Here is a 26,309-nt window from a genome sequence, read left to right on the forward strand (position 1 = left end):
ATCTTCCCCTGACGGGGTATCGGTAACGTCATGCTTCGCCCAGATCCGCCCTTTCCGCAGAGCCGCGGCGGTCAGCCGGCGATGGCCGCGCGCCGGAACAGGTCCGCGGGCATCTCCTCGTCCAGCCTCCAGGTGACGGCCATCGGGCGTTCGCCCTTGTGCTCGACGTAGCGGGCGGTGCCGTGGAAGACATACGGCTCGGGGTGGCGAAGGTCGTTCTCCGTGCGTTCCCTGGTGAACAGCAGGACGTGGCTGCCGGTGTGCTCGTGCCTCTGGTAGCGCAGGCCGGTGGCCGACGCCGCACCGGTCCGGTTCTGGGACTCCCAGTGGAACAGCTCCGGGGTCAGGGCATAGTCCCGGTACATAGTCTGCGGGGAGAACTCCTTCTCGTTCTTGCGCAGGGTGACGAAGAGGGCGTCGCAGCGGGTGGCCGGGCACCACGCCACGCCCTCCCGCATGGTGGCGGGCACCGAACCGCCGAGGCTCGCCCAGCCCAGAGCGGCCAGGACCTCGTCGGCCGAGTATTGGCCGTTGAGGACCAGCGGCACGCCGGCGAGCGTCGCGGGAAGCGGCTTGGTCACATGACGCGGGCGCTCCACGCCGTAGGCGAGGACGTCCAGGATCTCCCCGCACAGGTCCGGCTCGGCCCGCAATCGGTCCAAGCCCTTGTCGTAGGTGGCGAAGCCGCCGCCGTCCCGCCAGAAGGAGAAGAACAACATGCGGGCGAACGCCTGCGTGGTCGGCGGGCAGTCGTCGTAGCGGGGCCCGTCGGGACGCAGCAGGCTGGCATAGGCCGCGGCCCGCGGGCGGTCGTCGACGTGGAGCAGCGCGCGGATCCGGCGGCCCAGCGCGTTCTCCAGCGGGGAGGCGGGGGCGGTGACCAGGCCGGAGCGGCGCAGCAGGTCGGTCCAGTAGCGGCGGTTGCGGTACAGGTCGTCGATGTCGCGGCCGCTCGCCTCCAGGTACTTCACGAGCGATGTCTCGGCGAGCGACCGGATCTCCTGCGTGACCATGGTGACCGTCGCGCTCAGATGGATCCGCAGCTCGTCGAGCAGGCGGTCTTTGGTGACCCGGTCCAGGACGATCTGCGAGCCCGACGGCAGGAGCGGGAAGTCGTTCTTGACCTGTGTCTCCAGCCGCCCTCGGACGAAGCCGGTGAGCGCCTGGAACCGGTTGCCGAAGCGGTACTCCTTGCGGTGCTGGCCGACGAAGTCGAGGACGGTCAGCACGTCCTTGTCGGGAGTGCGGCGCAGGCCGCGGCCGAGCTGCTGCAGGAAGACGGTGGCGCTCTCGGTCGGGCGCAGCAGGAGCAGGGTGTTGACGTCGGGCACGTCGAGGCCCTCGTTGAACAGGTCCACGGCGAACAGGAAGGTGACCCTCCCCTCGCGCAGGGCCTTCAGCGCGTCCTTGCGCGACAGGTCATCGGTGCCGCTGTCCACCGCCCGCGAGGGCAGCCCCGCCCTGGTGAAGAAGTCGGCCATGAAGCGCGCGTGTCCCACCGAGACGCAGAATCCGAGCCCGCGCACCGCCGCCAGGTCGCTGACCTTGTCCAGGAGCGCGTTCAACACCAGCCGCGCCCGAGCGGTGTCGCCGGTGAGGACGTTGTCCAGCGACGCCAGGTCGTAGGAGCCGCGCGACCACTTCACCGTGCTGAGGTCGGTCTCGTCGTTGATGCCGAAATAGTGGAACGGGCAGAGCAGGTCGGCGTCGAGGGCGTCCCACAGGCGCAGCTCCGAGGCAATGCGCCCGTCGAAGAACTCGTCCTGCACCCAGGTGCCGTCCGCGCGTTCGGGGGTGGCGGTCAGGCCCAGGAGCTCCTTGGGCCGGAGACGGCCGATGACCTGGCGGTACGTGTGGGCAGCCGCATGATGGAACTCGTCGATGACGACCACGTCGAAACGGTCGGGGGCGAAGGAGTCGATGATCCTGCTGAGGGACTGGACCGAGGCGAAGACGTGCTGCCACTGCCGGGAACGTTCGTCGCCGACGTGCAGCTCGCCGAAGTCCGGCACGGCCAGCACCTGCCGGTAGGTGTGCATGGCCTGGGCCAGGATCTCCCGGCGGTGCGCCACGAACAGCAGGGTCGGCCGGCGGCCGAGACGCCGTTGCAGGTTGCGGTAGTCGAACGCGGCGACGACGGTCTTGCCCGTGCCGGTCGCGGCCACCAGCAGGTTCCGGTGCCGGTCGTGGACGGTCCGTTCGACATCGAGGTCCTCCAGCATCTCCCGCTGGTGTGGGAAGGGATGCGGAACCAGGGCCGGGATGTCGAAGATCCGTTCACCGCTCTGCGACCGGGACAGCGCCTCGTCCAGCCGGCCGCCGTCCGTCTCCGGGTCGTACGGCTCGAACTCGGGACGGTTCCAGTAGGAGTCGAAGGTCGCCTCGAACTTGTCCAGCAGCCGGGGCGTCGTCACCGACGACAGGCGTACGTTCCATTCCAGCCCGTCGAGCAGGGCCGCCCGGGACAGGTTCGAGCTGCCGACGTACGCGGTGTCGAAGCCCGTATGGCGGCGCAACAGCCACGCCTTGGCGTGCAGCCGGGTCGAGTTCTGCTCGTAACTGACGCGGACCTCGGCGCCGAAGTCGCGGACCAGCCGGTCGAGCGCCCGGCGTTCGGTCGCGCCCAGGTAGGTCGTGGTGATGACCCGCACCGGCACGCCGCGCCGCCCCAGCTCGGCCAGCGGACGTTCGAGGATGCGCAGCCCCGACCACTTGACGAACGCGCACAGCAGGTCGACCCGGTCGGCGCTGGCCAGCTCGGTGGCCAGCTCGTGGGCCAGGTTGGGGTCCTCGCGGGCGTTGGTGAGCAGGGCCGCCTCGGAGAGCGACGTCAGCGGCCTGGCGGGGGCGGCCGCGCCGGGTTCGTTCCGGACGACGGACAGCAGGCGGGCGGGCCCGTCGGAGACGACCTCCGCCTCGGCGTCAGCGAGCAGGGCGAGCAGCCGGTTGGCCAGCCGCACCTGCTCCTCCGGGTCCTTGAGCGCGGCGAACGCCCGGGTGGCAGTCTCGCCCAGGAACCGGCCCAGCAGGTGGCTGACCTCCTCCTTGTCGACGGGGGAGATCTCGACGAGGTGATCCGCGTCTCGCCAGCCCGCCGCGCGCTCCTGGAGTCCGCGGGTGAGCAGCGAGTCGTACAGGCCGGGGACGGGGGTGTCGGGCACGGGTCGCTGCCTCCTGTTTCGTGGCGCCTGGGCCTTGATCCTGGATCGGGAGGATCAGCGTAGATCGGGCGCCGGCGGGGGCGCAGGTGATCAGGTGAGCTTGAGGAGGCCGGCGTCCACCACTCGGCGGCCGAAGGGGCGGGCCAGGGCGGCGAGGCGTTCGCAGTCGGGTTCGCCCAGGGCGCCGTAGGCGGGCATGGCCAGGGTGTCGGTGCGGGTTTCGAGGTGGTGGCGCAGGGACTTGCCTTCGGGGGTCAGGTCGTTGTCGGCGGTCAGGAGGCCGCGGGTGCGGAGGGTGGTCTCGGCGTGGGCCCACTGGTCGGGGGGCCAGGCGCGGCTCATGGTGAGGAACGGCTTGGCGACCTCGCCGCTGGCCGCGTGCAGGACGAGGGCTTCGAGGCCGGTGATGCCCTCGGCCAGCAGGGTCGCCACGTGGCCGTCGCCGCGGAACTCTCGCAGGAGGGTCTGGGCGTGCCAGAGCTGGAGGAGGGGGTCGTCGGGCCAGGGGAGGGCGGCGTGGGCGGCGAACAGGGGGCGGCCCTGGGGGTGGTCGCAGGCGGCCTCGGCGGCGCGCCTGGCCAGGGTGAGTACGGGGACGAGGTCGGGCAGTTCGTGGACGGCGGCCCGGCGGAGCGCTTCGGCGGCGGCTTCGAGGCGGGCTTGCAGGACCTGGGCGGGGGTGACCTTGTCCCAGGGGAGGGAGCGGCGTACGAGGTCGGGGTTGAAGTTGTAGAACGTGGCGATGACGAGGTCGGCGGGGGCGGGGCCCAAGGGGGCGGAGCGTGAGGTGAAATATCCGGACATGCCGGTGAGGCCGAGGGCGGCGTAGCGGGTGGTGGCCTCGGGGACGAAGTAGATCATCCCGTGGACGGGTTCCAGGCGGCGCCAGGCTTGGCGGGCGGTCCGGGTGAGCTGCTGGTCCATGGTCAGGTCGGGCCTTTCGCGAAGGGCGACGGCGAGGGGGAGCCCCTTGTGGGGTGTGGAGGAGGCGGGCGTGGTCAGTCGGTTGGGGGGGATTGGAGGGTGGTGATGAAGTTGGACATTCCGGCTAGCCATCTGTCCGGGGCTTCGGCCTTGCGGCGGTAGAAGTCGGCCACCTCGGGGTGGGGCAGGATGTGGAACCGTTCGGCGGCCAGGCCGTCGATCACGGCGGTCGCCACGTCGGCGGGGTCGAGGATCGCGCCCGACGCCCCCACCGCGCGCGCCGTCAGGTGGTCCTCCTCGACGCCGCGTTCCAGCATCCCGGTACGCACGCCCTGCGGGCACAGCACGCTGACCTTGATGCCCTGCGCGGCGTAGTGGATGGCCACCCACTCGGCGAAGGCGATGGCCGCGGCCTTGGTGACGGCGTACGGCGCGTCGCCGGGGCAGCTCACCAGCCCGGCCGCCGAGCAGGTGTTCAGCAGGTATCCGCCGCCGCGGGCGACCATGCCGGGGATGACGGCGCGGGCGGCGTGCACGTGGGCCAGGACGTTGACCGCGTACAGGGAGGTCCATTCCTGGACAGGGGCGTCGAGGCCGGAGCCGCCGATGATGCCGGCGTTGGAGTAGAACACGTCCACGGGGCCGAAGGGGGTGGGCTCGGCCAGCGCGGCCACGTCGGACTCGACGGAGACGTCCGCGCGGACGGCCACCGCCCGGTCGCCGATCTCGTCGGCCACGGCCCTCGCGCCGGGCTCGTCCAGGTCGGCCAGCACGATCCCGGTGGCTCCTTCGGCGGCGAAGCGCAGGGCCATCGCCCGTCCGATGCCGCCGGCCGCGCCGGTCACGACGATCACCTTGTCCCGCACCCTCATGAAGACCTCCTGACCGACCAGCCGGTATCAGAACATGATTCTAATGATGACGGGCTGGATGGGAAGGGATGAGAGGTTCCTCATCCTGGCCTCAGGATGGTCTCCTCCGCGCGGCAGACGCTCTACCTCATGAAACGCGTGATGCTCATTCTCGTGGCGCTGACGGCGGCGGGGTTCCTCTCGGCCGGGTGGGTGCGGGCGGCCGGCGACGGGCCCGATCTGGGGGAGTCCGTCACGGTCTCGACCTCGCCGGGGACGTCGGCCGGCGACGTACGGCCGTTCACGTCGCCGGGAACCGAGGCGGAACCCGTCAAGCCGCCCGCGCCGAAGCCCGGAGGCGGCGATGATGATGGCGACGACGACCACCATCGCGCCTGGAGCGGCGGAGACGACGACGATGACGACCGCGACGACGACGAAGAAGACGACGTCGATGACGACGACTGAGCGGGGAGCCGGATGCGGGTGAGTGCCCGCGCCCGGATCGTGGGCTGGATGCTCGCCGTCGTCGGCCTGGCCCTGGCGGTCTCGATCTTCGCGACCTGGACCGTCCTGCTCGCCCGCCTCGACGACCGGATGAACCTGGAGTTCACCAACGAGGCCGAGAAACTGCGCAGGTACGCCGCCACCGCCCATGATCCCCGTACCGGCCGGCCGGTCTCCGACGTGCGGGAACTGCTCACCGGCTACCTGGCGATCAACGCGCCCGACCGCTGGGAGACCTTCTTCACCATGGTGGGCGGCAGGGCCGACCGGATCACCGCCGTCACGCCCCCGGCCCGGCTCGACACCGACGTGAAGCTGGTCAAAGTGCTGGCCGCGGCCACCAGGCCCGCCTACGGCGACACCGAAAGCGTCGAGGGCACGGTCAGGTACGCCGTCATCCCGGTCAGGGTGGCGGCCGACCCCCGTCCCGGCCATTTCGTCGCCGCCGTCTTCTACGACCGCCATCGGGGCGAGATCGTGGACGCGGTCGGCGTGCTCGGGCTGTCGGCGCTGGCCGCGCTGGCTCTGGCGGGGGCGGCGGGCTGGTTCGTGGCGGGGCGGGTGCTGGCTCCGGTGCGGCTGGTGAGCCAGACGGCCGAGCAGATCAGCGACTCGGCGGACCTCACCCGCAGGCTCAAGGTGACCGGTGACGACGACGTGGCCGCGCTGGCCGCCACGTTCAACCACATGCTCGACCGTTTGGAACGTTCCTTCGCCGTCCAGCGCACGTTCGTGGACGACGCGGGGCACGAGCTGCGTACCCCCATCACGGTCATCCGCGGGCATCTGGAGCTGATGGGGGACGACCCGGCCGAACGGGCCGAGACCCTCGCCCTGGTCACCGACGAGCTGGACCGCATGAACCGGATCGTGGACGACCTGCTCACCCTCGCCAAGGCCGAGCAGCCCGGCTTCCTCGCGGTCGAGGAGGTCGAGCTGGCCGACCTGACGGTGAGCGTGGTGGCCAAGGCCCGGCCGCTGGGCGACCGGCGGTGGCGGGTCGACCAGGTGGCCGAGGCGCGGATCCCGGCCGACCGGCAACGGCTCACGCAGGCGCTCATGCAGCTGGTGGTGAACGCCGTCCGCCACACCATGGACGACGATCTCATCGCGGTCGGATCGGCCGTGCGGGACGGGCGGGCCGAGTTGTGGGTGCGCGACAGCGGGCCGGGCGTCGCGCCCGCCGACCGGGAGCGCATCTTCCGCCGGTTCGTCAGGGGCGCGGGACGTACGGGCGGGCACGACGGGGCAGGACTGGGGCTGGCGATCGTCAGGTCGATCGCCGAGGCGCACGGAGGCGGTGTGAGAGTGGCGGACGTCCCGGCGGGGGGCGCTTGTTTCGTGATGACGTTGCCGCTGGCCAGGGCATGAACCGGATCCTGATCGCCGAGGACGAGAGCAGGATCGCGGCCTTCCTGGAGAAGGGCCTGCGCGGCAACGGCTTCGTCACGGCCGTGGTCACGGACGGCGTCGCGGCCTACGACCTGGCCGGTTCGGGCGGGTTCGACCTGTTACTGCTCGACATCGGGCTGCCGCTCAGCGACGGGTTCACCGTGCTGCGGCGGCTGCGGGAGGCGAAGGTGGCCATCCCGGTGATCATCCTGACCGCCCGGGGCGGCGTGACCGACACGGTCGCCGGGCTCGAAGGCGGCGCCGACGACTACATCGCCAAGCCCTTCGCCTTCGAGGAGCTGCTCGCCCGGGTCAGGCTGCGGCTGCGGGCCGACCGCACGCCCGAGCCGACCGTGCTGCGCGTCGGCGACCTGGCGCTGGACCTGCGGACCCGGCGGGCGCACGTCGGCGACCGCGTGGTGGACCTGTCCACCAGGGAGTTCGCGCTGGCGGAGATCTTCTGCCGGCATCCCGACCAGGTGCTGACCCGCGAGCAGCTGCTCAGCCACGTCTGGGGCTTCGACTTCGACCCGGGCTCGAACGTCGTGGACGTCTACGTCCGCTACCTGCGCAGGAAGATCGGGCCCGACCGCATCGAGACCGTGCGCGGCACCGGCTACCGGATGAGAGCCGCCTAATGGGCGCCTCACGGCTCCCTCACCGGCGAGCCGCAGGCTGGTGGACATGAGAACGAGGGGCAAGACACCGTGACGGCCGGACTGGCGATGGACCTGGCGGCGATCACCGTCCTCGCCTACGGCCTGTACTACCGGCGACACCACCGGCGCGACCTGCTGTTCGCCTACGTGGCGCTGAACGTGGGCATCTTCGCGGTGGTCTCCCTGCTGCTGGTCCAGCGGGTGGACCTGGCGGTCGGGTTCGGGCTGTTCGGGGTGCTGTCGATCATCCGGCTGCGGTCCAGCGAGATCACCCAGCAGGAGATCGCCTACTACTTCGTGGCGATCGTCCTCGGGCTGGTGAACGGCATCGCCTCCCAGCTCCCGCTGACCGCGCTGCTCCTGGACGGCGTGCTGCTGGCCGTCGTGCACGTCGCCGACCACCCCCGCCTGCTGGGCCGCACCAGGCAGCAGGTCGTGACACTCGACGTCGTGCACGCCGACCCCGAGCTGCTCAGGGCCGACCTGGAGAGCCGGTTGCGGGGCCGCGTCCTGCACTGCGTCGTCACCCAGGTGGACTATGTGCGCGACGTGACCGTGGTGGACGTGCGCTTCCAGATCGCCGAGGTGGCCCGATGAGGGACGCGGGCGCGCTGATGGCGGGCGTCGCGGCCGGGTTGCCGCCGGTCGGGCTGGACGACGTGCCGGAGCTGATGAGCCGGGTGGACCGCAAGTACGTGGTCAGCGTCCCGGCCATGGCCGAGCTGGTGGCCGAGCTGGGCGACCGGCTCTCGGTGCTGCGGATCGGGGCGTTGCGCCAGTTCCGCTACACCTCGACCTATTTCGACACGCCTGATCTGCTGACCTTCCGCCAGCACCGGCAGGACCGGCGGCGCCGCTTCAAGCTGCGCACCCGCACGTACCTGGACGGGGGCGGGCGATGGCTGGAGCTGAAACTGAACGGCACCCGCGGCAACACCGACAAACACCGCATCCCGTACGACGCCGCGGCGGCCGGCGAGCTGACCAGCGAGGCCATGGAGTTCGTCGGCGACACGCTGAGCAGCGAGCTGAGCGTCGTCGTGCCCGACGCGCTCGGGCCCGTGCTGTCCACCGACTACCGGCGGGTCACGCTCGTCGACCGAACCGGGCAGGCCCGGCTGACCTGCGACACCGGCCTGCTCTGCCACGACGGCGGCCGCCGGGTGCCCGCCCGCCGCGACCGGGTGCTGCTGGAGTCGAAGTCGGCCGACGGGCGGGCGCTGGTGGACCGGGTGCTGCGCGGGCTGGGGGTGCGGCCGGTCAGCGTCAGCAAGTACTGCCTGGCGGTGGCCGCGCTCCGGGGCGTCCCGGCCAACCGCTGGCAGCCCGTCATGCGGGGCTATCTTGCGCTATAGCGGCAGGCCGCCGGTCGCCGCGCTCGTCGAACCGGTCGCCTGGTAGGCCGCGATCGTGCGCTCGGCGATGCGCATCTGGTGGATCTCGTCGGCGCCGTCGGCGAAGCGGGCCCAGCGGGCGTGCTGGAACATGCTCGCCAGCGGCGTGTCGGTGGAGTAGCCGAGTGCGCCGTGCACCTGGATCGCCCGGTCGACGATGCGGTTGAGGCTGTTCGCCACGAAATGCTTGGCCATCGACACCTCCGTACGGAAGTCCTCGCCCCGGTCGATCTTCGAAGCGGCGTGCAGCACCATGAGCTTGCACTGGTAGAGCTCCATGGCCGAGTCGGCGATCAGCCACTGCACGCCCTGCTTCTCGGCCAGCAGCGAGCCGTGGCTGTAGCGGTTGAGCGCCCGGTCCACCATCATGTCCAGCGCCGTCTCGGCCTGCGAGATCCACCGCATGCAGTGGGCGAGCCGCGCCGGGCCCAGCCGGTACTGGCCCAGCCGGTGGCCGTTGCCCCGGCCGCCGAGGATCGCGCTGTCGGGCACCCGCAGGTCCTCGATCACGATCTCGCTGTGGCCGGTCGAGCCGTGCATCGTCTCGACCTCGCGCACGTCCTTCCAGCCCGGGTTGGGCAGGTCCACCAGGAAGGCCGTGTTCGCGCCGCGCGAGCCCTCGGGCACGTCCTGCTCGGTGCGCGCGATGAGGATGGCGAAGCTCGCCCGGCGGGCGTTGGAGATGAACCACTTGTGGCCGTTGATCACCCACTCGTCGCCGTCCTTGACCGCCTCGGTGCGGATCAGGGTCGGGTCGGACCCGGCGACCTCGGGCTCGGTCATCGCGAAGCACGACATCTGGACGCCGTCCAGCAGCGGCCGCAGGTACTTCTCCTTCTGCTCGTCGTCCGCCCAGTGGAGGAGTGTGTGCATGTTGCCCTCGTCGGGGGCCTGGCAGTTGAGCACCCACGGGCCGATGCGGGTCTTGGCCGCCTCCGACTGCACCATGGCCAGCTCGACGTGGCCGAGGCCCATGCCGCCCCACTCCTTCGGCATGTGCGGCAGCCACAGGCCCTCGGCCCTGGCCCGGCGGCGGAGCTCGAAGATCGTGCGGAGGTAGGCATCCCGGTCGCCCTCCTCCACGCCGGACATCGCGGGGATCACGGTCTCCTGGACGAAGGACCTGACCCGCTTGCGGATCTCCTCGTGCTCGGGGGCGAGAGTGAAATCGATGGCCATGACTCTCCTTCGGCAATTTCACCGATAGTACTATCGGTGAAATTAGACACAAGTCCCGTGAGGCGATCGTGACCAGCACACCGCTCAGCAGGAGCGAGGCGAAGGACCTGACCCGGCGCAGGCTGATCGGGGCAGCCCTGACCATCCTCGACGAGGAGGGCGAGACCGGCCTGACGACAGGCAAGGTCGCCAAGGCCGCCGGCATCGCGCAGTCCAGCTTCTACGTGCACTTCAAGGACATGCAGGAGCTGCTGCTGGTGCTCGCGGAGGAAGGCGGCGACCGGCTGCGCGGCGCGATGCGGGAGGCCCGGCGCAGGGCCCGCGAGGCGCCCGGCGACCTCGAACGCCATCGCGACACCTTCCGCATCCCGCTGGAGGCGATCTGCCGCCACCCCGAGCTGCTGCGCATCCAGCTGCGCGCGCGGCACGACCCGTCCTCCTCGCTGCGCGACTTCGCCGCCCGTACGGCCGCGGCCTACCGCGAGCACCACGCGGCCGACCTGGCCGCGCTCGGCTACACGGCCGGCGACGAACGGGACCGGCGCCGCCTGGAGATGATCGCCGAGGGCGTCAACGCCGCCACGAACGCCCTGGCCATGGGCCACCTGGAAGGCCGCTACCCCGACCTGGAGGAGTGCGCCGACATCCTGGTCGCGCTGTCCAGGGGCGCGCTGCGGCTGCTCAGGCACGAGTCAGGCGGGACGGCGGAGCGGGGTGAAGGCCCAGGTCATGCGGGGTTCGACGGCCCAGCGGAACAGTCCGCGCACCCAGGGCGTGCACAGCAGGGTGGCGGTCAGGAAGCCCAGCAGGAGTGACAGCGGCAGCCCCAGGCCGAGCCGCTCGGCGCCCTTCACCACGAACCCGTGCAGCAGGTACGCGTACATGGTGGCCGAGCCCAGCCCGCTGAACCAGGTGCGCCGGGCCGGGGTGACCGCCAGGAACGCGGCCACCAGCACCGCCCCCGCCGCCAGCAGCCCCAGCCTGATCGCGGTGCCGGTGAGGTCGTCCACGCCGATGGCCGCGTTGGAGTGCCGCCACCTGATCCACTCGGTCGGCACCCGCTCGTGCACCAGCAGCGCGACCGCGAGCCCCAGCCCCAGCACGCAGAACCCGGCCAGCCGCATGGAGGGCCGCCGCAGCAGGGCGAAGTGCTCGGGCCGCACCATCAGGCCGAGCACGTAGAACGGCAGCAGCGCGAACGTGCGGTTCATGGCCAGCTCGCCGGGCAACCGGTCGAGCCCGGTCAGCAGGGACAGCGCGACCGCCACCGCGAGCGGCCACTTGAGCTGCTGCCACACCGGCGTGGACAGCCGCCACAGGAACAGCGAGAGCAGGAACCAGGTGAGGTAGTACGGGTCGAGCAGGCTCAGCTCGAACTCGCCGTACAGGATCGGGCGGGGGAGCGAGTAGGCCAGCTCGAAGATCAGATAAGGGACGGCGAGGGTGGAGAGGAGTTTGCGCGCCTTGCCCCCCGAAAACGTGAAATTTCGCGACAAATAGCCGCTAAGCACGATGAATAGCGGCATGTGGAAGACGTACACGTAGAAGTACAGGGCGTGGGCGAGCGGCGCGTCGCGCTGGTCCTCGATCAGGTGCCCGCACACGACCAGCACGATGGCCAGGTACTTCGCGTTGTCGAAGAACGGGTCCCTGGCGGTGGCGGGCCGGGCGATGACGGGTGCGTTCACAGACTCCGCACCCTAGCCGCGGCCCGCCGAACCGCCGGGAAACCGGGAATGAGGGCTTACCGAAGAGCGGGTGTCACGCGCGCTCCCCGATCGCCGTGTCCCCGATCGCGGTGTCCCCGATCGTCGTCTCCACGGCGGCGGCCAGCGCCGAGACCGACGGCCCGTCGAGCCGCCCGTCGGCCACGACCGTGACGACCCGCCTGCTCAGCGTGTCCTCGACGACGAGCGGACGGTCCCATGCGAGCGCCTGCCCGACCCCGGGATACTCCGCCACCCGCACGAACCAGGGGTCGTCGCCGGCCTGCACGAACACCAGCGTCCAACCCCGCCCGTCCGGGCCGGTCCCGGCCATGGCCACCCAGCGGCCCCGGCTGCCGTGCACGGCCTCCTCGTCCCCGGGAAAGGTCACCCGGCCGGTCGAGGCGCCGGGCGCGCGCCAGAAGAACCCGCCGTAGCCCGCGCCGGGCCTGCCCTTGGTGGCCGAGCTGTTGACCTCCAGCGGCGAGCCGGTGAGGTTGGTCAGCGTGAACGCGAAATCGAGCGCCCACGCGTCGCCGACCGGACGGGCGGTGACCGTGCGCCGCTCGCGGGCGATCAGCCGGTCGCCGGGGCCGATCCACTCCAGCTCCTCGGTGAAGCCGTCGTCGGCCAGCCGGGTGAACGCGACGTGCCGTTGCCTGCCGTGGTCGTCCAGCCAGGCCGGTCCCCGGCCCCTGACGTAGGTGCGGCCGCCCCAGAAGTTCGCGCCGCCCAGGTCGGCGATCGCCACGCCGGCGCCGAGGTGGTGCACGTGGTCGTCGGGCCGCACCTCGGTGACGGTGACGCCGCCCAGCGTGCGCACCGGATGCAGGTACGGCCGCGGCGAGTCGGCGGCGGGCAGGTCGGGCCGCCACTCGTAGGCCGCGACCGGCGCGCCCGCCACCCGCAGCTCGACCTCCGTCCACAGCGCGCCGAGCTCGGAGTAGAGCGCCAGCTCCGCGGCGCTGCGCGCGGTCAGCTCGGCGATGCCGGGCAGGTACCGGTGGGTGACCGCGCCGCCGCCGTCGCGCTCCACGACCTGGTGCCGTTCGGCGATGGGCAGCGGCTCGGGGGCGAGTCGCACCGCGTCCAGGACCTGGGTGAACGTCTCGGTGCGGGAGAGCGGGACGAGCAGCTCGGCGCCCGTGCGGATGTGCGCGACGAGGTTCTCCAGCAGCCCGTCGCGCTCGTGCACGGTGGTCTCCACCGAGCCGTCGGCCCGCTCGACCCTCAGCTCGTCCAGCGTGTACGTGAGCGTCGCCCGCCCCGCCTCCCCGTGCACCACCAGGTACGGCTCGCTGCGGCCGGTCGCGCACAGCGACACCGCGATCGTGATCACCGGTCCGCCGGCGATCCGGACGCGCAGGCAGGAGGTGTCGTCGGCCTCGATCGGATGGGCGTGGTACAGCTCGGTCTCGACCGCCTCGACCGGGCCGTCCACCAGGGCCAGCGCGGTCGCGACGGCGTGCGCGAAGGGGTTGGTGAGCGCGCCGTCCACCACGTCCGCGCCGTGCAGCCTGCGCCGTCCGGCCCAGGACGAGCGGGTGAAGTACGACGAGGGTCGCTCCCACGCGCCCGCGCCGCCGATGCCGCGGATACGGCCGAGCGCGCCGCTCGCCATCAGGTCGCGCAGCGCGGGGACCGCCCGCGAGCCGAGGCTCTGGAAGCCGACCTGACAGGCCAGCCCCGTCTCGGCCACCGCCGCGGCGATCCGCGCGTGCGCCTCGGGGCTGGCCGCGGGCGGCTTCTCCAGCAGCACGTGCGACCCGGCGCGCAACGCCGTGACCGCGAGGTCGGCGTGCGTGTGGATCGGCGTGCAGACGATCGTGATCTCCGCGCCGGTGACGGCGACGAGCTCGCCCAGGTCCGGCGACTGCGGCAGGGGGCCGCCGTCGAGCTCCACGTCGAGCTCCACCGGCCGCACGTCGCAGATCCCGGCCGGCTCGACCAGCCCGGTGGCCGCGAGCCTGCGCAGGTTGTCCAGGTGATGCCGCCCGTGCCCGGTCGCCCCGGCCAGGACGACCTTCACGGGGTCCGTCCTCACGCCCATCGCAACCCCAGTCCCGCGTGGCCGCCGACGCGCAGCACGCCGTCCTCGATCCGCACCGGGTACGGCTCGGCCAGCAGCCCCAGGCGGGCGAACGAGGCGTCCTCGACGTCCTCGGCCAGCGGCGGCAGCGGCAGCGCCAGGGCGAGCTGCCCGGACACCTCGCCCAGCAGGTGCGGATGGACCGGCACGTCGAACGCCCTGGCCAGCTCGGCGATCCGCAGGAACGGCGTGACGCCGCCGACGCGCACCACGTTCGGCTGGACGACGTCGCAGGCCCCCGCGGTGAGCAGGTCGCGGAAGCCGTAGACGGTGTAGACGTTCTCGCCCACCGCGACCGGCACGTCGGTCGAGCGGCGCAGCTCGACGTGCGCGGCCACGTCGTCGGCGGGCAGCGGCTCCTCGATCCAGTGGAGGTCGAACTCGCGCAGCGCGGACAGGGCGCGCCGGGCCCGGTGGAGGTCCCACCGCTGGTTCGCGTCGATCATCAGCAGCCGGTCGGGCCCGATCACCTCGCGTACGGCCGCCACCCGGGCCACGTCGTCGGCCAGGTCGGGACGGCCGACCTTGATCTTGACGCCGCGGTACCCGGCGGCCACCCAGCGCCGCGCCTGATCGGTCAGCTCCTCCAGGGAGTAGTGCAGGTTGACGCCGCTGCCGTAGGCCGGGACCTGCTCCCGGCGCCGGCCCAGCACGTCGGCCAGGCCGGTCGCGCCGCAGCGCAGGTCCCACAGCGCCAGGTCGATCCCGGCCAGCGCGACCGTGGTGATCCCGCCGGGGCCGGCCTCGCGCAGGTGCCGCCACAACCGGTCCCACACCAGCTCGGGATGGGCGGGCAGGCCGATCAGCGCCTCGCGCAGGTCGTGCTCCAGCAGGGCGTGCACGGCGTGCGCGCCGATCTGCGGCGTCCAGGAGAACCCGGTGCCGGTGCGGCCGTCCGCCAGCGTCACGTGGCAGACGATCACGTGGTTGGCGGGCACGTCCGGGCCCCACGGGCGGGGCAGGGGGACCGTCCGCAGCTCTGTGCGCAGGCCGGTGATCACGAGGCCGCCAGGGCGAGCCCGGACCTGATCAGCGCGTCGAGCTCGGCCAGGTGGTCCTCGGCCACGTCGACCAGCGGCGGGCGCACCGGGCCGACGTCGAGGCCGCGCAGCCGTACGCCGGCCTTGACCAGGGCCACCGGGTAGCCGGGCGCCTTGTCGCGCAGGCGGACCAGCGGCGCGTAGAACTCGGTCAGCAGCCGCTCGTCGCCGTTCAGGTACGCCACGGCGATCTCGGGGGCGAAGGCGAAGACCGCGCTGGAGTACAGGTCGACGCCGATGCCGCGGTAGGCGGGCATGGTCAGTTCGGCGGTCGGCAGGCCGTTGAAGAACAAGAAGTCCGGGTGCTTCTCGCGGACCGCGAGGACGGTCCGCTGCATCCGGTCGATGTCGCCGAGCCCGTCCTTGAGCCCGATCACGCCGGGCACGCCGGCCAGCTCGACCACGGCGTCCGGGTCGAGCACGACCGGGCCGCGCTGGTAGACGATCACCGGCAGCTCGGCGGCGACGGCGGCCACGTACGCGGTGAAACCGCTCGCCGGCCCCTGCGTCAGGTAGGGAGGCATGAGCAGCAGGCCGTCGGCGCCCGCCGCGCGGGCCGCCCGCGCCTGGTTCAGCGCCGCGCCGATCGGGCCGCCCGCCCCGGCGAACACCGGCACCCGCCCGTCCACCACCTCGGCCGCCACCTGGACGGCCCGCGCGTGCTCCGCCTCCGACAGCGCGGAGAACTCGCCGGTGCCGCAGGCCACGAACACGCCGCCGGGGCCGTGCGCCATGCCGCGCCGGATGTGCTCGGCCAGCACCTGCTCGGCGAGCGCGCCGCCGGCGTCGAAGGGGGTGACGGGGAAGAACAGCACACCGCTGAGATTCATTCGGATTCCTTGAGTTCGGTTCGCCAGCTTCGCTTGGGCTCCCAGCCGAGCAGGCGGCGGGCCTTGTCCGTGGAGAAGGCGGGAGCGGTGCCGGTGAGGGCCGCCGCCAGCTCCTCGGTGCCCGGCACGGCCTGCGGGAGCAGGTCGGCCAGCGGCTCCCTGGCCAGGGCGTCGGCCGCGCCGGCGAAGAAGACCTCGCCGCCCGGCAGCTCGGGCAGCGCCGCCACCAGCACGGCGAACAGCTCGCCCGCGTCGCGCGCGTCGAGGTAGTTGAACAGCGAGACGCCGCCGATCTCCGGCTGGTCGAGCCGCTCCCTGACGGTGTGCCCCGACTGCGTGGGCGCGCCCGCCCACTCCTCGGGCGGGATGACGAAGCACGGCCGGACGGCCGCCATCCTCGTCCGGCCCGCCCGCGCGAACGTCCGCATGGTCTGCTCGGCCACCAGTTTGGACAGGTTGTAGGCGTTCCAGGGCAGCGCCGGGTGCTCCTCGTCGATCGGCAGGTACGACGGCCGCCAGCCGCCGGGCGCGCCGTACCCGATCACCGTGGGGCTGCTGGCCACCACCACGCCGGACACGCCCAGCTCCACCGAGGCCGCGCAGACGTTGAACGCGAGCCGGGTGTTCACCTGGAAGATCACTGACTCCGGCCGGCTGAACGGCGTCGCGATGGCCGCCAGATGGATCACCGACTCCGGCCGGAACCGGGCGACGACCTCGTACGCCTGGCCGGTGTCGGTGAGGTCGGCCGGTGACGTCGCGGCGGCCTCGACGGGCGTGCCGGGGGCCTGGTCCACGCCGATCACCTCGTGCCCGGCGGCGGCGAGCGTGGTGACGACGCTGCGGCCGAGGCGTCCGGCGCTGCCGGTGACGAGCACTCTGCTCACCGTGGGGGACTCCTTCAGGACTGCAAACAGTTGCACCAAACCTATGGGCCAGGCAGGGCGAGGCGTCAAGAGCTGATTTTCGACCATGGCGTCTAGCTGGGAAAATATGTGAGCGGTCAGTGGCCGGTCGGGCGGCAAGCGCTTTCACCGTGGCCATGGTGCCTGCAAGCGGTTGCGTTAGGGTGGGTGGCTGTGACAGTGACGATTCGTGATGTGGCCCGCGCTTCCGGTGTGCACGTATCGACCGTGTCGCGGACGTTCTCCGCGCCGCACATGGTGAACGCCGCGACCCGGACCAGAGTGCTGACGGTGGCCGAGGAGCTGGGGTACCGGCCCAACAGGGCGGCCAGGGCGCTCACGACCGGGCGCACCCACAACCTGGGCCTGATCGTGGCCGACATCGCCAACCCGTTCTTCCCGCCGTTGATCAAGGCCGCGCACGCCGCGGCCCGGCAGCGCGACTACCACCTGTTCGTGGCCGACACCGACGAGGAGCCGGCCGCCGAGGAGGAGCTGATCCAGGCGTTCTCCAAGCAGGTGGACGGCGTGGTCCTGTGCAGCCCGCGCTCGTCGAACAAGGTGCTGGAGCGGCTGGCCGAGCGGGTGCCGCTCGTGGTGGTCAACCGGCGGCTGCGCGGCGCGGCCACGGTGCTGATGGACGTCGGGCACGGCGCGCGGCTGGCGGTCGAGCACCTGGCCGGGCTCGGGCACCGCCGCGTGGCGCTGCTGTCCGGCCCGCCGGGCTCCTGGACGAGCGGCGAGATCCGGACGGCCGCCGAGCGGGTGCCGGGCGTCGAGCTGGTCGTCCTCGGGCCGAACGCGCCCACCGAGCAGGGCGGCCTGGCCGCCGCGTCCGCGGTGCGCGAGGCCGGGGTGACCGGGGTGCTCGCCTACAACGACCTCATGGCGATCGGCCTGGTCGAGGGGCTGGGCGAGCTCGGGCTGAGCGTGCCGGAGGACGTCAGCGTGGTGGGCATCGACGACATCGTGCCGGGGCGGCTGAACCGTCCCAAGCTCACCACGGTCGCCATGCCCACCGCGGCGGCCGGGCGGCTGGCGGTCGACCTGCTGATCCAGGAGGTGAGCGCCACGACCTCGCTGGAGACCCGGCTGGTGGTGCGGGAGTCGACGGCGCCGCCCAGATGACCTGCAAACGGTTGTACTAAATCGCAGCAATATTCGTCCTACCTCTCCGTGGTAAGCGCTTGTCACCAGGGAAAATGCGGTGTCGATATATCGATAACGGCGATGTAACGCCTGCAAAGGGTTGACGGAACTTTCCCGGCAGCTATAGGAAAGCGCTATCCATTCACATCTCGCCGGAAGGTCCGTGATGACGAATGAGTTCCGTCATGGCTGACTCGGTGGCGGTGAGACTCCCGGACGCCGCGACCCCGCCCGAGCGGGGAGACCGTCGCGCGTCCAGACGTTCCCGCCGCGAGGCGCGGGCCGCCTACCTGTTCCTGGCGCCCTGGTTCGCCGGTCTGCTCGTCATCACGATCGGCCCCATCGTCGCCTCGCTCTACCTGTCGTTCACCGACTACAACCTCCTGGAGGAGGCCAAGTGGGTCGGGTTCGACAACTACGTCAAGATGTTCACCGAGGATGCCCGTTACCTGAACTCGCTGAAGGTGACGACGATCTACGTGGTGGTCTCGGTGCCGCTGCAACTGGCCTTCGCGCTCGCCCTGGCCCTGGTGCTCGACCGCGGGCTGCGCGGCCTGTCGCTCTACCGGTCGATCTTCTACCTGCCCTCGCTGCTGGGCGGCAGCGTGGCGATCGCGATCCTGTGGCGCAAGGTCTTCGGGGCCGAGGGCCTGGTCAACGCCGTGCTGGCGGTCTTCGGGATCCAGGGGCCCGGCTGGGTCAGCGACCCCGACACCGCCCTCGGCACGCTGATCATCCTGCACGTCTGGACGTTCGGCGCCCCGATGATCATCTTCCTGGCCGGGCTGCGGCAGATCCCGGCCAGCTACTACGAGGCCGCCGCGGTGGACGGCGCCGGCGTGTTCCGCCAGTTCCGGTCGATCACGCTGCCGCTGCTGACGCCGATCATCTTCTTCAACCTGGTGCTGGAGATCATCAAGTCGTTCCAGTCGTTCACGCAGTCGTTCATCGTGAGCGGCGGCTCGGGCGGGCCGGCCGACTCCACGATGTTCAACACGCTCTACCTCTACCTCAAGGGCTTCAAGAGCTTCGACATGGGCTACGCGGCCGCCATGGCGTGGGTCCTGCTGCTCATCATCGCCGGCCTCACCGGGGTGAACTTCCTCGCGTCCAAGTATTGGGTCTTCTATGGCGACACCAAGTAGGCCGCTGCCCGTCCTGTTCCGCCCGTTCAGGGGCGGCCGGGTGGTCAAGCACGTGCTGCTGATCGGGTTCGGCCTGGTCATGCTCTATCCACTGCTGTGGATGATCTCCAGCTCGCTCAAGCCCGAGGAGCTGATCTTCCGGCAGCCCGGCCTGTGGCCGAGCGAGGTCACGCTGGAGAACTACACCGAGGGCTGGACCGCGCTGAAGCACCCCTTCGGCTATTACCTGTGGAACTCCGCGGTGATCACCGTGCTGTCGGTGGTGGCGAACCTGGTGGCCTGCTCGCTGGCCGCCTACGCCTTCGCGCGGCTGAACTTCCCGCTCAAGAAGCTGTGGTTCACCCTCATGCTGGGCACGATCATGCTGCCGCACCACGTGCTGATCGTGCCGCAGTACGTCATGTTCTCCAAGCTCGGGCTGATCAACACGATCTGGCCGCTGGTCATGCCGAAGGTGCTGGCCACGGACGCGTTCTTCGTGTTCCTGATGGTGCAGTTCATCCGCTCGCTCCCCAGGGAGCTGGACGAGGCCGCCGAGATCGACGGCGCCGGCTACTGGCGCACGTTCATCAGGGTGATCATCCCGCTCTGCACCCCGGCGCTGGCCACGACGGCGATCTTCACCTTCATCTGGACGTGGAACGACTTCCTCAGCCAGCTCCTCTACCTCAACAACCCGGACAACTTCACCGCTCCGGTGGCGCTGCGCACCTTCCTCGACGCCAGCAGCGACTCGTCGTGGGGCCCGATGTTCGCCATGTCGATCGTCGCGCTCGGGCCCATCTTCGGCTTCTTCCTGGCCGGCCAGAAGTACCTGATCCGTGGTGTGGCCACCACGGGACTGAAGTAGTTCCCCCACCCCCCGACACAGACGAATCCCACAGGAGGTAGAGCCGTGAGCTCTGGCAAGAAGACGTGGTCGGCGGCCCTGCTCGCCACCGCCGTGCTGGCGGTCACCGCGGCCTGCGGCAGCGGCGGCGACGACGGCGGGAAGGTCAAGCTGCGCTTCTCCTACTGGGGCAGCGACGCGCGGCAGAAGATGACCGAGGAGGCCATCAAGAAGTTCGAGGCCAAGAACCCGGGCATCGACGTCGAGGGCGAGTTCTCCGACTTCGCCAACTACTACGAGACGCTGTCCACGAAGGTCGCCGCGAGCGACGCCCCGGACGTCATCACCCTGGAGATCCGCGGCCTTCGCGAGTACGCCGACCGCGGCACGCTGGCCGACCTGACCGGCAAGGTCCAGACCGCCGACATCGACCCCAAGCTGCTCGGCACCGGCGGCATCGACGGCAAGCAGTTCGCCGTCCCCACCGGCGCGAACGTCTTCTCGGTGGTGCTCAACCGGGCCCTGGTGGAGTCGGCCGGGCAGAAGGTGCCCGACGACACGAAGTGGACGTGGAAGGACTACGTCGACCTCAGCTCGAAGATCACCGCCAAGGGCGGCGGCACGGTCTACGGCACCCAGCTCAACTGGAACCCCGCCTTCCTGCAGATCTTCGCCGCACAGCGCGGCGAGCCCTTCTACCAGGGCAACAAGATCGCCGTCACGCCGGAGACGATCGTGGCCTGGTGGCAGGTCATGCTGGACACGATCAAGGCCAAGGGCAGCCCCGACGCCGCCAAGACCGCCGAGGTCGGCGCGACCAGCGTGGACCAGTCGCTGCTGGCCACCAACACCGGCGCGTCCGGCATGTGGTGGAGCAACCAGCTCGGCGCGGTCGCCAAGGCGTCGGGCAAGGAGATGAGCCTGCTGCGCCTGCCCAAGGCGGAGGGCGCCACCACCGGCGGCATGTTCCTCCAGCCGGCGATGTTCTACACCGCCTCCGCCAAGAGCGAGCACGCCGCCGAGGCCGCCAAGTTCATCGACTTCATGATCAACGACGCCGAGGTCGGCGGGATCATCCTCAGCGACCGCGGCCTGCCCGCCAGCTCGAAGGTCCTGGCCGCGGTCAAGGACAAGCTGCCGCCCGCGGACCAGAAGACGCTGCAGTTCGTCGACTCCATCAAGGGCGAGCTGGCCGACCCGCCCGCCGCGCCGCCGAAGGGCGCCAGCGCCCTGGAGGACATGCTCAAGCGGTACACCGAGGAGGTCATCTTCGGCCGGATGGCCCCCGACGCCGCCGCCCAGAAGTTCCTGACCGAGGCCAACGCCGCCCTCGGCGGCTGAGAGGACGACCATGAGGTACGCGTTCGTCGGGCTCGGGCACCGCGCGCAGCTGTACGTCGACGCGCTGCTCGGCGAGTGGCGCGACACCGGCACCGTCGTCGCCCTGTGCGACACCAACCGGACCCGCATGGACTACTACGCCGAGCGGATCGGCCACGAGGTGCCGTGCTTCGCCCCCGCCGAGTTCGGCGAGGTGCTCGAACTCGCCGACGCGGTCGTGGTCGCGACCGTGGACGCCGCGCACGCCCGCTACGTGTGCGCGGCCCTGGACGCGGGCCGCGACGTCATCGTGGAGAAACCGCTCACCGTGGACGCCGGGAGCTGCGCGGCCATCGCGGAGTCGGCCCGGCGCAGCACCGGCAGGCTGATCGTCACCTTCAACTACCGGTACTCGCCGCGCAACTCGGCCGTGCGCCGCCTGCTCATGGACGGCGCGATCGGCGAGGTGACGTCCGCGCACTTCGAGTGGACGCTCGACACCATCCACGGCGCGGACTACTTCCGCCGCTGGCACCGCGACCGGGCCAGCTCCGGCGGCCTGCTCGTGCACAAGTCCACCCACCACTTCGATCTGGTCAACTGGTGGCTCGGGGCGGCGCCGGAGACCGTCTTCGCGCAGACCTCGCTGCGGTTCTACGGCTCGGCCAACGCGCGGTCGCGGGGGCTGGCCGACCGTCCCGAACGCGGCCGGGGCGCGCCCGGCCTCGGCAGCGACCCGTTCATCCTGGACATCGCCGCCGATCCCCGGCTCAAGCGCCTCTACCTGGACGCCGAGCACGAGGACGGCTACGTCCGGGACCAGGACGTCTTCGGCGACGGCGTGACCATCGACGACAACATGGCGGTGCTGGTCCGGTACGACAGCGGGGCGCTGCTGACGTACTCGCTGAACGCCCACGCGCCCTTCGAGGGCTACCGGGTGGCCTTCAACGGCACGGCCGGACGGCTGGAGCTGGAGGTGGTCGAGCGGGCCTGGACGCCGCCGCACGCGGCGATCGATCCGAGCGCCGCGTCCAAGGAGCACGCCGCCGGGGCATGGGAGCGGCTCACCCTGCGCCCCCACTGGGCCGAGCCGCGCGAGGTGCCGATCGAGGCGGGCGCGGGCGGCCACGGCGGCGGCGACCGGCTGCTGCTGGACGACGTGTTCCGCGGCCCGACCGGCGACCCGCTGGCCCGGCAGGCGGGCTACCTGGACGGCATCCGCAGCGTCCTGACCGGCGTCGCGGCCAACCTGTCGGCCGCCTCGGGCGCCCCCGTGCAGCTGGCGGACACCGGCACCCGCCTTGCCTGACGGGTCCGCCCCGGCGGTGTTCGGGGAGCTGGCCGAGGTCGTCGGCGGGCAGTGGGAGCTGTTCCCGTCCCTGCCGGGGCCGCAGTTGCGGGCGGCGGCCCGGCAGGCGATCGGGGTGCCCGCCCTGACCGCCGCACGCCGATCCGCACCGGCCCCGGCGGCAGCGCGCCGGCCACCGCGCCTACCACCGCGCCGACCTTCGAGTCCCCGATCCTGACCACGTCGCCGTCGATCTCGGCGGGCAGCACGTTCATGCCGGGGGAGCCGATGAAGTGCCCGACGAACTCGTGCGCGGGCGACAGGAACAGCTCGGCCGGCTCCCCGGCCTGCACGATCTCGCCGTCGTTGAGCACGACCACCTCGTCGGCGAAGGTCAGCGCCTCGGTCTGGTCGTGGGTGACGTAGACCAGGGTGTGGCCGGTGTCGCGGTGGATCTCCTTGAGCTTGCTGCGCAACGTCCACTTCAGCGCCGGGTCCACCACGGTCAGCGGCTCGTCGAGCAGCACGGCCGCCACCTGCTCGCGCACCAGGCCGCGGCCCAGGCTGACGATCTGCTTGCGGCCCGGGTCGAGCCGGCGCGCCCGGCGGCGCAGCACGTCGTCCAGGCCCAGCATGGCCGAGACGCGCAGCACGCGCCGGCGGACCTCCTCGGCCGGGACCTTCCTGTTGCGCAGCGGGAAGGCCAGGTTGTCGTAGACGGACATCTCCTCGTACAGGACGGGGAACTGGAAGACCTGCGCGATGTCGCGGCCGGCCGTGGGGACCCCGGTGACCTCGCGGTCGTCGAACCAGATCCGGCCTGCCGTGGGCGTGAGCAGCCCCGAGACGATGTTCAGCAGCGTCGTCTTGCCGCAGCCGCTCGGGCCGAGCAGGGCGTAGGCCCGGCCGCCGCGCCAGGTCCAGGTCGTCGGCCTGAGCGCCCACGTGCGGCCGCCGTCGTAGCTGTGGCCCACGCCCTCCAGGCGGATGTCAGCCATGCCGCCCCGCCCCCGCCGCCGGGGCGACCGGTAATCGGCCGCCGGCCTCGTCGAACACGAAGACGTGCCGCGGGTCCACGTACGCGGTGGCCGCCTGGCCCGGCGTGAACGGGCGGGTGCCCGGCAGGTGGGCCACCAGGTGCCGGCGTCCCGCCAGCAGCAGGTGCAGGAACGTCGCGCCACCGGTCACCTCGGCCAGCCTGATCTCGGCGGGCAGCTCCAGCAGGCCGGGGCCGGTCCGGGTGATCGTCACCTGGTGGGGGCGGATGCCCAGCACGACCCCCTGACCGGAGGCGGCGGCGCCCGGCGCGGGGAAGGAGGTGCCCATGACCTCGATCCGGCCGTCCCTGACCGTGCCGGGCAGCAGGTTCAGCGGCGGATCGCTGAGCGTGGCCGCGACGGCGAGCGTGGGCGGCTCGGCGTACATGGTGGCCGGGTCGCCGACGTGCCGCACCCGGCCCTCGCCGAGCACCACGGCGGGCGCGGCGAAGGTCAGGGCCTCGTTCGGGTCGGCGGTGGAGTAGAGGACGACGCCCGGCGAGCCGGTGAACATGCGCCTGAGGTCCTCGCGCAACTGCTCGCGGAGCTTGAAGTCGAGGTTGGCCAGCGGCTCGTCGAGCAGCAGCACGTCCACGGGCCGGGCCAGCGCGCGGGCGATCGCCGTGCGCTGCTGCTGGCCGCCCGACAGCTCCGCGGGCCTGCGGCCCAGCAGGTCGCCGAGGCCCATGACCGCGGCCACCTCCCGCACCCGCCGGTCGATGCCGTCCTTCCGGTACGACCGGTCCAGCCGCAACGGCGAGGCGATGTTCTCGTAAACGGTGAGGGACGGGTAATTGATGAATTGCTGATAGACGAAGGCGATCGAGCGCTTTCGCACGGAAATCGAGGTGACGTCATTTCCGTTGACCAGCACCCGCCCCGAATCGGGCGGCTGCAACCCGGCGGCGACCCGCATGAGCGTGGTCTTTCCCGAGTTCATCGGGCCGACGAGGGTGGTCAGTCCGTGAGGTAGTTCCAGGTGGATGTCGTCGAGCCAGGTCTCCCCGCGCTGCCGTACGCGGACGCCATCGAGGATCAGCGTCACAATGCCCGGTCCTCTCTCCCGGAGCTTGCCCTCCATCTAACATGATCTGATTCTTTGTGCAAAGAGGGCAGTTGTTGTGACAGTTGTTCGTCAGTTGACGTGAGTTATGGCATTTGTCAGGGTGAGAAGAGTTTCATCACCAGGCTGTGGAGGTCGCGGCGCTCGGCGTCGGTCAGCGGGGCGAGCGTCTCGCGTTCGACGTCCGCGACCACCGTGCGGGCCCGTTCCAGGACGTTCCGGCCGGCGGCGGTCGGCGAGATCCGGTAGCGGCGGCGGTCGGCGGGGTCGCGCTCCCGGGCGGCCAGCCCTTCGGCCATGAGGCCGTCCATCAGGCGGACCATGTCGCTAGGGTCGAGGCCCAGCCGGTCGCCGACCTCCCGCTGGGCGGCCGGGCCGAAGTCGTCGAGCGTGGCCAGCGCCGCGAACTCCCACAGGCTCAGCCCCGTGTCGGCGGTGAGCCGCGCGGCCAGGGCGCGCCGGTTGGCGACGCCGACCTTGTGCAGCACGAAGGTGGTCGTCCCGAGCAGGGTGGGTGGCAGTTCCATCTCGTCGAGAAGTGTAGGTTGTTCCCAATAGTTGGTGACTACCCACTAATTTCGGAGGATCAGGATGGACGCTCTCTACCCTCGGCTGCTGGTGCGCGACTTCCCGGCGAGCGTCGCCTTCTACCGGGCCGCCCTCGGGCTGGAGCCGGTGAAGGTGCTGACGGAGGCTACGTACGCCAACTGGGACATCGACGGCCAGGCCGGTCTCGTGCTCTTCGGCCGCGACCGCGTCGCCGAGGTCGTCGGCACGTCCGGGCTGCCGGCGGCGGGCGCCCAGGACACGGTGATGCTGGTGATGCGGGTCGACGACGTCGACGGCGAGGCCGACCGGCTCGTCGGGCTGGGCGCCACCGTCGCCGCGCCGCCGCAGGACCGGCCCGCCTGGGGGCCCGGCCTGCGTACCGCCCACCTGCGCGACCCGGAGGGCAACCTGATCGAGCTCCAGTCGTACTGAGTACGGGCGGGCGGTCAGGGCAGGATGGCGTCCACGTAGCCGCCGTCCACGCGCAGGGCGCCGCCGGTGGTCGCCGAGGCGAGCGGCGAGCTGAGGTAGACGACCATGTTGGCGATCTCCTCGGGCTCGATCAGCCGCTGGAGCAGCGACTGCGGACGGTGCTCGCGCATGAACGCCCGCTGCGCCTCCTCCCACGGCAGCTCCCGGTCCACGAGCTGGTAGACGAACTCCTCCACGCCGCCGGTGTGCGTGGGCCCGGCGATCACCGAGTTGACCGTCACCCCGCTGCCGGCGGCCTCCTTGGCGAACCCGCGCGAGACGGCCAGCAGCGCCGTCTTGCTCATGCCGTAGTGGATCATCTCGGTGGGCGTGACGATGGCCGAGTCGCTGGCGATGTACTGGATCCGGCCCCAGCCGCGCTCGATCATGCCGGGCAGGTAGGCGCGCGTGAGGCGCACCGCCGACAGGACGTTGACCTCGAAGAAGCGCCGCCACTCCGCGTCGTCGATCTCCAGCGCCGGCCTGGCCTCGAAGATGCCCAGGTTGTTGACGAGGATGTCTGCCTGCGGCAGCGAGCCGAGCACCCGCTGGAGCCCTTCGTCGGTGGCGACGTCGCCGGGCGCGGCGACCAGGCCGCGGTGGTCCATGCGCTCGATGGCCGCGGCCACCGAGCGTTCGCTGCGGCCGTTGACGCCGACGCGCGCGCCCGCCCGTGCCAGACCGGTCGCGATGGCCGCCCCGATGCCCTGGGTCGAGCCCGTGACCAGCGCGGTCCTGCCGCTGAGGTCGATGCTCACCATGACTCCATTGTCCGTGCCGCCCCGCGGCCGGCCGGCACCGGGGCACTACCGGCCGCG

At 71.5% G+C, this 26,309-nt stretch carries 24 protein-coding genes and 1 pseudogene; 12 read left to right on the forward strand and 13 right to left on the reverse strand.

Annotated elements, in window-relative coordinates:
* Positions 1 to 71: 71 nt before the first annotated feature.
* The 3 genes from AB0C33_RS03405 to AB0C33_RS03415 form a co-directional block, all read right to left on the reverse strand.
* A complete protein-coding gene (locus AB0C33_RS03405; RefSeq protein ID WP_358283183.1) occupies positions 72 to 3,161 on the reverse strand; it encodes a DUF3427 domain-containing protein in 3,090 nt (1,029 codons plus the stop codon).
* Between the two features lie 90 nt (positions 3,162 to 3,251).
* Complete coding sequence (locus AB0C33_RS03410; protein ID WP_358283185.1) at positions 3,252 to 4,085, reverse strand: hypothetical protein; 834 nt, start codon at positions 4,083 to 4,085, stop codon at positions 3,252 to 3,254.
* Positions 4,086 to 4,159: 74 nt separating this feature from the next.
* Entirely contained in the window at positions 4,160 to 4,957 is a 798-nt protein-coding gene (locus AB0C33_RS03415; protein WP_358283187.1) for an SDR family oxidoreductase, read from the reverse strand.
* Between the two features lie 129 nt (positions 4,958 to 5,086).
* Here AB0C33_RS03415 and AB0C33_RS03420 point away from each other — a divergent pair, with 129 nt between their 5' ends.
* The 5 genes from AB0C33_RS03420 (at position 5,087) to AB0C33_RS03440 (ending at position 8,849) form a co-directional block, all read left to right on the forward strand.
* Positions 5,087 to 5,404 carry a hypothetical protein gene (locus AB0C33_RS03420; protein ID WP_358283189.1) on the forward strand — a complete coding sequence of 106 codons (318 nt, stop codon included), beginning with the start codon at positions 5,087 to 5,089 and terminating at the stop codon, positions 5,402 to 5,404.
* 12 nt (positions 5,405 to 5,416) lie between these two features.
* Entirely contained in the window at positions 5,417 to 6,814 is a 1,398-nt protein-coding gene (locus AB0C33_RS03425; protein WP_358283191.1) for a HAMP domain-containing sensor histidine kinase, read from the forward strand.
* Positions 6,811 to 7,473 carry a response regulator transcription factor gene (locus tag AB0C33_RS03430; RefSeq protein ID WP_352319662.1) on the forward strand — a complete coding sequence of 221 codons (663 nt, stop codon included), beginning with the start codon at positions 6,811 to 6,813 and terminating at the stop codon, positions 7,471 to 7,473. The genes AB0C33_RS03425 and AB0C33_RS03430 overlap by 4 nt, the downstream gene beginning before the upstream one ends.
* Positions 7,474 to 7,560: 87 nt before the next feature.
* Positions 7,561 to 8,091, forward strand: a complete 531-nt coding sequence (locus tag AB0C33_RS03435; protein WP_357991601.1) for a DUF4956 domain-containing protein — start codon at positions 7,561 to 7,563, stop codon at positions 8,089 to 8,091.
* Entirely contained in the window at positions 8,088 to 8,849 is a 762-nt protein-coding gene (locus AB0C33_RS03440; protein WP_358283193.1) for a polyphosphate polymerase domain-containing protein, read from the forward strand. The genes AB0C33_RS03435 and AB0C33_RS03440 overlap by 4 nt, the downstream gene beginning before the upstream one ends.
* Here the strand turns inward: AB0C33_RS03440 and AB0C33_RS03445 are convergent.
* Complete coding sequence (locus AB0C33_RS03445; protein WP_352319665.1) at positions 8,844 to 10,067, reverse strand: acyl-CoA dehydrogenase family protein; 1,224 nt, start codon at positions 10,065 to 10,067, stop codon at positions 8,844 to 8,846. The two genes, AB0C33_RS03440 and AB0C33_RS03445, sit on opposite strands and share 6 nt — an antisense overlap.
* 68 nt (positions 10,068 to 10,135) lie before the next feature.
* On the opposite strand from AB0C33_RS03445, the pseudogene AB0C33_RS03450 reads away from it, so the two are divergent.
* Positions 10,136 to 10,312 (forward strand): annotated as a pseudogene (locus AB0C33_RS03450) (TetR family transcriptional regulator); the annotation flags it as partial.
* Between the two features lie 447 nt (positions 10,313 to 10,759).
* On the opposite strand, the gene AB0C33_RS03455 reads toward AB0C33_RS03450, so the two are convergent.
* The 5 genes from AB0C33_RS03455 to AB0C33_RS03475 all read right to left on the reverse strand — a co-directional run bounded on the left by AB0C33_RS03455 (position 10,760) and on the right by AB0C33_RS03475 (position 16,619).
* Positions 10,760 to 11,755 (reverse strand): acyltransferase family protein, encoded by a 996-nt coding sequence (locus tag AB0C33_RS03455; RefSeq protein ID WP_358283195.1) that lies wholly within the window; start codon positions 11,753 to 11,755, stop codon positions 10,760 to 10,762.
* A gap of 73 nt (positions 11,756 to 11,828) precedes the next feature.
* Positions 11,829 to 13,802 (reverse strand): DUF6807 family protein, encoded by a 1,974-nt coding sequence (locus tag AB0C33_RS03460; protein WP_358283197.1) that lies wholly within the window; start codon positions 13,800 to 13,802, stop codon positions 11,829 to 11,831.
* 11 nt (positions 13,803 to 13,813) lie between these two features.
* On the reverse strand, positions 13,814 to 14,863 hold the full coding sequence (locus tag AB0C33_RS03465) for a mandelate racemase/muconate lactonizing enzyme family protein (protein ID WP_358283199.1): 1,050 nt from the start codon (positions 14,861 to 14,863) through the stop codon (positions 13,814 to 13,816).
* Positions 14,860 to 15,732 (reverse strand): 5-dehydro-4-deoxyglucarate dehydratase, encoded by an 873-nt coding sequence (locus AB0C33_RS03470; protein WP_358283201.1) that lies wholly within the window; start codon positions 15,730 to 15,732, stop codon positions 14,860 to 14,862. The genes AB0C33_RS03465 and AB0C33_RS03470 overlap by 4 nt, the downstream gene beginning before the upstream one ends.
* A complete protein-coding gene (locus AB0C33_RS03475; protein ID WP_358283203.1) occupies positions 15,729 to 16,619 on the reverse strand; it encodes an NAD(P)-dependent oxidoreductase in 891 nt (296 codons plus the stop codon). The genes AB0C33_RS03470 and AB0C33_RS03475 overlap by 4 nt, the downstream gene beginning before the upstream one ends.
* 192 nt (positions 16,620 to 16,811) lie before the next feature.
* Between AB0C33_RS03475 and AB0C33_RS03480 the strand changes: the two genes are divergently transcribed.
* The 5 genes from AB0C33_RS03480 (at position 16,812) to AB0C33_RS03500 (ending at position 22,392) form a co-directional block, all read left to right on the forward strand.
* Positions 16,812 to 17,765, forward strand: a complete 954-nt coding sequence (locus AB0C33_RS03480) for a LacI family DNA-binding transcriptional regulator (protein ID WP_358283205.1) — start codon at positions 16,812 to 16,814, stop codon at positions 17,763 to 17,765.
* Positions 17,766 to 17,971: 206 nt separating this feature from the next.
* Complete coding sequence (locus AB0C33_RS03485; RefSeq protein WP_358283207.1) at positions 17,972 to 18,931, forward strand: sugar ABC transporter permease; 960 nt, start codon at positions 17,972 to 17,974, stop codon at positions 18,929 to 18,931.
* Positions 18,915 to 19,781 (forward strand): carbohydrate ABC transporter permease, encoded by an 867-nt coding sequence (locus AB0C33_RS03490; RefSeq protein ID WP_358283209.1) that lies wholly within the window; start codon positions 18,915 to 18,917, stop codon positions 19,779 to 19,781. Before AB0C33_RS03485 ends, AB0C33_RS03490 begins: the two co-directional genes overlap by 17 nt.
* A gap of 45 nt (positions 19,782 to 19,826) precedes the next feature.
* Positions 19,827 to 21,101, forward strand: a complete 1,275-nt coding sequence (locus AB0C33_RS03495) for an extracellular solute-binding protein (RefSeq protein ID WP_358283211.1) — start codon at positions 19,827 to 19,829, stop codon at positions 21,099 to 21,101.
* Positions 21,102 to 21,111: 10 nt separating this feature from the next.
* Positions 21,112 to 22,392 carry a Gfo/Idh/MocA family oxidoreductase gene (locus tag AB0C33_RS03500; RefSeq protein WP_358283213.1) on the forward strand — a complete coding sequence of 427 codons (1,281 nt, stop codon included), beginning with the start codon at positions 21,112 to 21,114 and terminating at the stop codon, positions 22,390 to 22,392.
* On the opposite strand, the gene AB0C33_RS03505 is transcribed toward AB0C33_RS03500, so the two are convergent.
* From AB0C33_RS03505 to AB0C33_RS03515, 3 genes are all read right to left on the reverse strand, one after another.
* A complete protein-coding gene (locus AB0C33_RS03505) occupies positions 22,287 to 23,369 on the reverse strand; it encodes an ABC transporter ATP-binding protein (protein ID WP_358283215.1) in 1,083 nt (360 codons plus the stop codon). The two genes, AB0C33_RS03500 and AB0C33_RS03505, sit on opposite strands and share 106 nt — an antisense overlap.
* Positions 23,362 to 24,453, reverse strand: coding sequence for an ABC transporter ATP-binding protein (locus AB0C33_RS03510; RefSeq protein WP_358283217.1), 1,092 nt, complete (start codon positions 24,451 to 24,453; stop codon positions 23,362 to 23,364). Before AB0C33_RS03510 ends, AB0C33_RS03505 begins: the two co-directional genes overlap by 8 nt.
* 116 nt (positions 24,454 to 24,569) lie before the next feature.
* Positions 24,570 to 24,998, reverse strand: coding sequence for a MarR family winged helix-turn-helix transcriptional regulator (locus AB0C33_RS03515; RefSeq protein WP_358283218.1), 429 nt, complete (start codon positions 24,996 to 24,998; stop codon positions 24,570 to 24,572).
* 64 nt (positions 24,999 to 25,062) lie between these two features.
* Between AB0C33_RS03515 and AB0C33_RS03520 the strand changes: the two genes are divergently transcribed.
* Positions 25,063 to 25,452, forward strand: a complete 390-nt coding sequence (locus AB0C33_RS03520) for a VOC family protein (protein WP_358283220.1) — start codon at positions 25,063 to 25,065, stop codon at positions 25,450 to 25,452.
* A 14-nt stretch (positions 25,453 to 25,466) separates the two neighbouring features.
* Here the strand turns inward: AB0C33_RS03520 and AB0C33_RS03525 are convergent, their stop codons facing one another.
* Positions 25,467 to 26,249, reverse strand: a complete 783-nt coding sequence (locus AB0C33_RS03525) for an SDR family oxidoreductase (RefSeq protein WP_358283913.1) — start codon at positions 26,247 to 26,249, stop codon at positions 25,467 to 25,469.
* Between the last annotated feature and the right edge of the window lie 60 nt (positions 26,250 to 26,309).

It is taken from the genome of Nonomuraea sp. NPDC048881 (assembly GCF_040649795.1).
GTDB lineage: Bacteria > Actinomycetota > Actinomycetes > Streptosporangiales > Streptosporangiaceae > Nonomuraea.